We start from the raw sequence: 8,223 nt of genomic DNA on the forward strand, positions 1-8,223 counted from the left end.
TCGCCTGTGTAGCGGGCGGTAAAAGCTTTCGTTCGATGGTCAGGCCTGGGCGATTGACTGGCCGACTTTGAGGTGGCCCTCGCTCTCCGCTCTCAGATATATGCCGAGGTCACGATGGCCGAGCGCTTCCATCAAGGCTTGCGGGATCTGTGTGTCGCGTTCCGCCGTTTCCGGATCGACATCGACCGCGGCGCAGCGTTTAGTGCGGCTTGTGACAGTAAACCGAAGCCCTGCTGAAGTGATTTCTTTATCCAGCCAATTGAACTCCGTCCAGGCAGGCAGCCCGTCGATATAGACGTTGGCCCTGAAACGGGCGGGATCGAGGTCCCGGCCGACAATCTTTCCAGCCGCGCGAACGGTTTCGAGATTGACGAGATGGATGCGCTTTTCCGGGACGTCGGAAAATGAGTGCCCTTCGGCATGCAGGATGCGCGGCGTCCCGCGCAGGTCGTCGGCGAAACGCGCGGCAATAAACGTTTCGATCTCGCTACGGCCGGAAGCCGAGGTCAACTCGCCGCTCGCCACCGTCGTGCCGTTTTCCGAAATCTCCAGGCGGCGGCTCCTTTCGTCGAAACGAATCGCCAGCCGTGCGAGGTCCGCATTTTTCATGCGCATGAGAAACGCGATCTTCGGAAAATGCTTCGGTGCGGCGGGATCGAAGCCCGAGTCGCCATTTTCGATCGCATAGGCGCGATCGAAGGGAAAGGTTTCATCCGGACGAATGGCGACGTCTTCAAGCGGTTCTCCCTCAAACCCCTTGATCGGATAGCGTATGAGGCGGACGATACGGCATTCACCCATGCGACAAGCTCCTGAATTTTCCAGGTTCAAAGTTGCACACCGCAATTTGCCCAAGATCAACCCCTTTTTGTTGTCGATATGCAACACTATATCGAGAGCGCGCCCGAGCCGGTTCATTGCGATAAGCCGGAAGGGCGCGCGGAAGCTGCTATAGCGGGTCCGCACTTCTTTGCACTCGCCTCGCTTCGGGGGGCGTGTCGGTCAGGAGGTCAGTATGAATTTCGAGAAGTACACGGAACGTGCCAGGGGCTTCGTTCAATCGGCACAGACGTTCGCCCTTGCGCAGGGCCACCAGCAGTTTGCTCCCGAGCATCTACTCAAGGTTTTGCTCGACGATTCCGAAGGAATGTGTGCAGGCCTCATAGAGCGCGCCGGCGGTCGCCCCAAGGATGCCGCGCTTGCCGTCGAGCAGGCGCTCGCCAAGATGCCCAAGGTTTCCGGGGCAGGCGGGCAGCTTTATCTGGCGCCCGAAACCGCGAAGGTTTTCGAGCAAGCCGAAAAGATCGCACAGAAAGCCGGCGACAGCTATGTCACTGTCGAACGGCTCTTGCTCGCGCTTGCCATGATCAAGGAAAGTGCGGCAGGCAAGGCACTCAGCGAAGCCGGTGTCACGCCCAATGGGCTGAATGAGGCGATCAACCAGTTGCGCCAGGGGCGCACCGCCGACACCGCCTCGGCCGAAAACCAGTATGATGCCTTGAAAAAATTCGCTCTCGATCTGACCCAGGCCGCGCGAGACGGTAAGCTCGATCCCGTGATCGGCCGCGATGACGAGATCCGACGCACGATTCAGGTTCTGTCGCGCCGCACGAAGAACAATCCCGTTCTCATCGGCGAGCCGGGCGTGGGCAAAACGGCCATTGCCGAAGGGCTTGCGCTCAGGATCGTCAATGGAGACGTTCCCGAATCGCTCAAGGACAAGCGGCTGCTCGCACTCGACATGGGTGCGCTCATCGCCGGCGCGAAATATCGCGGCGAGTTCGAAGAGCGGCTCAAGGGTGTTTTGTCGGAAGTCCAGGCGGCAAACGGAGGCATTATTCTCTTCATCGACGAGATGCATACCCTCGTCGGCGCCGGCAAGGCGGAAGGGGCGATGGATGCCTCCAATCTTCTGAAGCCTGCGCTTGCCCGTGGTGAGCTGCATTGCGTCGGCGCGACCACGCTCGACGAATATCGAAAGCACGTGGAAAAGGATGCGGCCCTTGCCCGCCGCTTCCAGCCGGTCTTCGTCAACGAGCCGTCGGTGGAGGATACGATCTCCATTCTGCGCGGCATCAAGGAGAAATACGAACTGCACCACGGCGTGCGGATCACCGATTCGGCGATTGTTTCCGCCGCCACGCTTTCGGATCGCTATATCACCGACCGTTTCCTGCCGGACAAGGCGATCGATCTGGTCGACGAAGCGTCAAGCCGGCTTCGCATGCAGGTCGATTCGAAGCCGGAGGAACTGGATGAGCTCGACCGCAGGATAATCCAGCTCAAGATCGAGCGCGAAGCGCTGAAGAAGGAAACGGACAAGGCGACGCAGGACCGGCTTGAAAAGCTGGAAAAGGAGCTTTCCGACCTTGAGGAGGAATCTGCCTCCCTGACCCAGCGCTGGCAGAGCGAGAAGGAAAAACTGGGTGCGGAGCAGAAGCTGAAGGAGCAGCTCGACCACGCACGCATCGAACTTGAAAAGGCGCAGCGCCAGGGCGATCTCGCCCGGGCCGGGGAATTGGCCTACGGGATCATCCCGGAACTGGAGCGTAAACTTTCCGAAGTCGAGACCGAAACCGATTCCGAGGCGATGGTCGAGGAAGCCGTGACGACCGAGCATGTGGCCCAGGTTGTCTCGCGCTGGACCGGCATTCCCGTCGATAAGATGCTGGAAGGCGAACGCGAAAAACTGCTTCGTATGGAAGACGAACTTGCCAAGCGCGTCGTCGGCCAGTCCGAAGCTGTTCATGCCGTATCCACCGCCGTACGGCGTGCGCGTGCCGGCCTCCAGGATCCGAACCGTCCGATTGGGTCCTTCATGTTCCTGGGTCCCACAGGTGTCGGCAAGACGGAGCTTACCAAGGCACTGGCCGCTTTCCTGTTCGACGATGAATCGGCGATGGTTCGCATCGATATGTCGGAATTCATGGAGAAACACTCGGTCGCCCGCCTCATCGGTGCGCCTCCGGGATATGTGGGCTACGAAGAAGGCGGCGTGCTGACCGAAGCGGTTCGGCGCAGGCCTTATCAGGTGATTCTCTTCGACGAGGTCGAAAAGGCGCATCACGACGTCTTCAACGTGCTCCTCCAGGTGCTCGACGATGGACGGCTGACCGACGGGCAGGGACATACCGTCGATTTCCGCAACACGCTGATCGTCATGACATCGAACCTGGGTTCGGAATATCTGGCTAACCAGCCCGAAGGCCAGGATTCCAGCGCCGTTCGAAACGAAGTCATGGAGGTTGTGCGCGCCCACTTCCGGCCTGAATTCCTGAACCGACTGGATGAGATCATCCTGTTTCACCGCTTGCAGCGCGCGCAGATGGCGGCAATCGTCGATATTCAGCTTCTTCGCCTGGATCGTCTGCTGCAGGATCGCAAGATCGAACTCAAACTCGACGATGGTGCGAAAGGCTGGCTTGCCCAAAAGGGCTATGATCCGGTCTACGGCGCGCGTCCGTTGAAACGGGTGATCCAGAAATTCGTTCAGGATCCGATGGCGGAGATGTTGCTTGGCGGAGAAATTGGCGACGGCCAGGTTGTCGCGGTTTCAGCCGGTACCGACCGCTTGTTATTTGCGGTCAGCGGAGAAAAGACGGAAGCCGCCTGAACTGCAAGAGGAGGCTTTTCCCGGAGCGAAGGCTTAAATGAAACGGTCGGCATCTCGCGGTGCCGACCGTTTTTTTGCTGCCGACTCAGGATGAAATAGAGAAATCAGTTTGTCGCCGATGCGACCCGCGACGGGCCGGACCCGCGTTCGATCAGGGCGTCGATCCGATCGCGCTCGCGTTCGAACGCCGCGAGCATGTCCCCTTCCAGCACGCGCCCGCGCGGCAGGCGAATGCGCATCGGGTTCACGAACCGCCCGTTCACCAGCACCTCGTAGTGGAGATGCGGACCGGTGGAAAGGCCGGTGGAGCCGATATAGCCGATCACCTGCCCCTGTGAGACACGGGCGCCTTCGCGAATGCCCTTGGCGAATTGCGACTGGTGGGAATAGGTCGTGACGTAGCCGTTGGCGTGCTTGATTTCGATGCGGCGCCCATAGCCGGCTGCCCATTTCGCCTTGATGACCGTGCCGTCGCCCGCCGCCATGATGGGAGTGCCCCGTCCGGCCGCCCAGTCGACGCCATTGTGCATCTTGACGCTGCCGAGGATCGGATGTTTGCGCAGCCCGAAGGCGGACCGGAAGCGGCCGCCGGAAAGAGGCTTGCGCATCAGGAACTTTTTAGCGCTCTTGCCGGTTTCGTCGTAAAAGTCGACCACACCGTCGTCGGGTGTGCGGAAGCGATAGAATTTGCGCGGGGTCCCGCCGGTCCGCAGCGACGTATAAAGGATCTCGGGGGGCGTTTCGGAATTTTCGTCTTCCAGACCGTAGAAGATTTCCAGCGAGTCTCCCGGTTTCACGCGAGACTTGAAGTCGACATCGAACGAGAACACCCGCACCAGTTCCTCGATGAGTTCATTGGGAACTTCTTGCTCCAGAGACGTCTGATAGAGGCTGTCGTAGAGCGAAGGCGTCGGGCCGGAATAGCCGAGCCTGTCGGCTTCGGCGAAGGCATCCGCCAGAACCGTCGTCGGCGCCTCTGCCTCAACGAAGGTTCCGTTGTCCGACCGCGCGACCGACGCTTCATGAACGATATCGGAATAGAGGCTGATGCGTTCAGGCCGCATCCGGTTGCTGGCATCTTCCGCCGGACTCAGCGCCAAGCGAATTCTCTGCCCGTCCTGAAGTTTGTCGATACCGTAAATCCGCTGAAAGGCCGCGAGAACCTGATCGGCCTCTTCTTCCGTCGCTTCGTTTTCCAGAAGAATGTCGCGCAGCTCGACGCCCGCGGTCACCGGTATGATCTTTTCCTCCATACCGGCATAAGCATCGCTATCTCCGGTTTTGGACTTGAAGGACACGTTTTCCGGCGTGATGCGCACATCAAGTCGGGAGAATGCGGACTGGCGGGCAAGCGTGAAGTCGAAACGTGCCGGATCGACCACCGGCTGCGCGGCGATGTCGACTTCATTGTCGAGCAGGAAACGGGCCGAAGCTCTCACAAGCCGCTCGATTTCCGCCTCGCCCCGCTCAAGCCCTTCATCGAGAAGAGGGCTGTCGATCGGAAAATCGCTGACGCTGATTGAAACCTCGCCATCGACGCGCGCTTCATAGACAGCATCGCTCGTGGCCCGCTCCGCGGGCGTCTTTCCTTCCGAAAAAATATCGACCGGGTTGAAAGACGGAATTTCTCCTTGAAGGTCAAGCGACCGGCGCGTGGCAAGCGTCGCGGTCACAAGCGCATAGGGACGAACCTTGATGTGGTCCCGGCCGTCGATCCTGTTCACCGTGCTGACGGGAATGATCTGGCGGCTCGAATGCTGATTGCCTGATCTTGCGACGCGGTCGCCTTTCGTCGCGGTCTTGGTCTTGATCCGTTCGTTTTCCAAAGCGGCCGTGTCGGCGTCACGGGATGGAGCCGCGGACACGCGATATTGCCCGTCAAGCGCGGCGATCATCGCACCACCCATCAGAAATACGGATGTAAGGCCGGTCAGGATGGTGCCGCTCAGCCAGCGCAGGCTGACCTTTTTCTTGTCGGGCAGTTGGTTCCGCTCGTCGTAGACCATGAGCGGAGCTTCATCCCCCAGATCGACGCTTTGATTATGCGTAGGATGAAACAGCCCTGCCTGCATCGTAATTCCGGTCTTCTCGCCTTCGGTCTCATAAAACACGCACCGGGTGGCGGCGCGCGTCGCTTTAAATCCATTCACCGGCGTAAAATGGCATGCCGCGAGAAACCGCGTTTACGCCATATAAAGCCGTCGACAATGGACAATGATCGGCGGGCGCATCAGGCCCGTTCATATTCCGCTCTCTTGTCCATCGCGCTCCGGGCGGACTGGCAGCGAACCCGAATTCGCCGCCCCCTCGAAGCACAGACCTTATACCCGCGTTCACCAGCCCGAGCAATCCGGCACAAGTAAGGCAAATCAAGGAGTTTTCACGAATTTGCCCATGCTGCGCCGCACCTTTATCCCCAATGGGTGTTGATAATTTAGGTCTGTTTTTTTGGGGTTTGGATTTTTTTTGGTTGGGGTTGTTGACGGTTTTGTTGGGTGTGCGTATAAGACGCCCATCGACGACGGCGGCGCCGGGGAGACCACGGCGCCCCTCGCTGTCGGCACTACCTGACACGGCTGGGATGATCGGCCTCTTTGGAGGAATGGTTATCTGTCGGCTTTTCCGGCCCTTGGGGTTGGGTGTTTGGGATGGTTTTGAGGGTGACCTCGGTTCTTTGACAATTGAATATGGAAGGAAGAGAGACGTGGACGGCGGTGTTCTTGCGAGGCGCTTCTGGCGCTGACGAGCAAGGGTAACCGGCCGGTTACGATCTCTCAAAGAAGACTTTCGGTTCGGGTTTTTGCCTGGACCTGAGAGTTCTCCTGTCGACCTTGATCTTATGGTCAGGGTTTGACTTTGAGCGTGACCTAATTGAAGCCGGATCGACTTTTTGTTCAACCTGAGAGTTTGATCCTGGCTCAGAACGAACGCTGGCGGCAGGCCTAACACATGCAAGTCGAACGGACCCTTCGGGGTTAGTGGCAGACGGGTGAGTAACGCGTGGGAACATGCCCTTCGGTACGGAATAGCTCCGGGAAACTGGGATTAATACCGTATGCGCCCTACGGGGGAAAGATTTATCGCCGAAGGATTGGCCCGCGTTGGATTAGCTAGTTGGTGGGGTAATGGCCCACCAAGGCGACGATCCATAGCTGGTCTGAGAGGATGATCAGCCACACTGGGACTGAGACACGGCCCAGACTCCTACGGGAGGCAGCAGTGGGGAATATTGGACAATGGGCGCAAGCCTGATCCAGCCATGCCGCGTGAGTGATGAAGGCCCTAGGGTTGTAAAGCTCTTTCACCCACGAGGATAATGACGGTAGTGGGAGAAGAAGCCCCGGCTAACTTCGTGCCAGCAGCCGCGGTAATACGAAGGGGGCTAGCGTTGTTCGGAATCACTGGGCGTAAAGCGCGCGTAGGCGGACTGATCAGTCAGGGGTGAAATCCCGGGGCTCAACCTCGGAACTGCCTTTGATACTGTCAGTCTTGAGTTCGGGAGAGGTGAGTGGAACTCCGAGTGTAGAGGTGAAATTCGTAGATATTCGGAAGAACACCAGTGGCGAAGGCGGCTCACTGGCCCGGTACTGACGCTGAGGTGCGAAAGCGTGGGGAGCAAACAGGATTAGATACCCTGGTAGTCCACGCCGTAAACGATGGAAGCTAGCCGTCAGGTAGCATGCTATTTGGTGGCGCAGTTAACGCATTAAGCTTCCCGCCTGGGGAGTACGGTCGCAAGATTAAAACTCAAAGGAATTGACGGGGGCCCGCACAAGCGGTGGAGCATGTGGTTTAATTCGAAGCAACGCGCAGAACCTTACCAGCCCTTGACATGTCCGGCACACACCAGAGATGGTGTTTTCCCTTCGGGGACCGGAGCACAGGTGCTGCATGGCTGTCGTCAGCTCGTGTCGTGAGATGTTGGGTTAAGTCCCGCAACGAGCGCAACCCTCGCCCTTAGTTGCCATCATTCAGTTGGGCACTCTAGGGGGACTGCCGGTGATAAGCCGAGAGGAAGGTGGGGATGACGTCAAGTCCTCATGGCCCTTACGGGCTGGGCTACACACGTGCTACAATGGCGGTGACAGTGGGCAGCGAAGGGGTGACCCGGAGCTAATCTCCAAAAACCGTCTCAGTTCGGATTGTACTCTGCAACTCGGGTGCATGAAGTTGGAATCGCTAGTAATCGCGTAACAGCATGACGCGGTGAATACGTTCCCGGGCCTTGTACACACCGCCCGTCACACCATGGGAGTTGGCTTTACCCGAAGGTGGTGCGCTAACCCGCAAGGGAGGCAGCCAACCACGGTAGGGTCAGCGACTGGGGTGAAGTCGTAACAAGGTAGCCGTAGGGGAACCTGCGGCTGGATCACCTCCTTTCTAAGGATGAACCTGGCATTGAAACGGCCTTCGGCCGCTTCGATCGTGGTTCACTTGGAACAACGGCCGGATCGCAAGATCCAAGAGCCATCTCAAGAGCGGAGCATCGCCGTCTTCGTATCTCTTTCTTCCAGGACGAGTAAAGTGGTTGACCCGTGTATGCCGGTCCGCTTTGCGGGCGGTGGGCTCTTGGGTCTGCCGGTGGCAATGCGCCGGGCCTTTCCGGGCCT

The 8,223-nt window shown here is 58.8% G+C and carries 3 protein-coding genes and 1 rRNA gene; 2 read left to right on the forward strand and 2 right to left on the reverse strand.

What is annotated here, in order from left to right; genetic code table 11:
• Nucleotides 1–39 precede the first annotated feature (39 nt).
• On the reverse strand, nucleotides 40–801 hold the full coding sequence (locus HPQ64_RS05780; RefSeq protein ID WP_172887377.1) for an MOSC domain-containing protein: 762 nt from the start codon (nucleotides 799–801) through the stop codon (nucleotides 40–42).
• 214 nt (nucleotides 802–1,015) lie between these two features.
• Between HPQ64_RS05780 and clpB the strand changes: the two genes are divergently transcribed.
• Nucleotides 1,016–3,613, forward strand: coding sequence for an ATP-dependent chaperone ClpB (clpB, locus tag HPQ64_RS05785; RefSeq protein WP_172887378.1), 2,598 nt, complete (start codon nucleotides 1,016–1,018; stop codon nucleotides 3,611–3,613).
• Nucleotides 3,614–3,717: 104 nt separating this feature from the next.
• On the opposite strand, the gene HPQ64_RS05790 is transcribed toward clpB, so the two are convergent.
• Nucleotides 3,718–5,685, reverse strand: a complete 1,968-nt coding sequence (locus HPQ64_RS05790; RefSeq protein ID WP_172887379.1) for a M23 family metallopeptidase — start codon at nucleotides 5,683–5,685, stop codon at nucleotides 3,718–3,720.
• Nucleotides 5,686–6,508: 823 nt separating this feature from the next.
• Between HPQ64_RS05790 and HPQ64_RS05795 the strand changes: the two genes are divergently transcribed.
• A 16S ribosomal RNA gene (locus tag HPQ64_RS05795) occupies nucleotides 6,509–7,993 on the forward strand.
• Nucleotides 7,994–8,223 lie beyond the last annotated feature (230 nt).

Source organism: Hongsoonwoonella zoysiae, assembly GCF_013266695.1.
GTDB lineage: Bacteria > Pseudomonadota > Alphaproteobacteria > Rhizobiales > Stappiaceae > Hongsoonwoonella > Hongsoonwoonella zoysiae.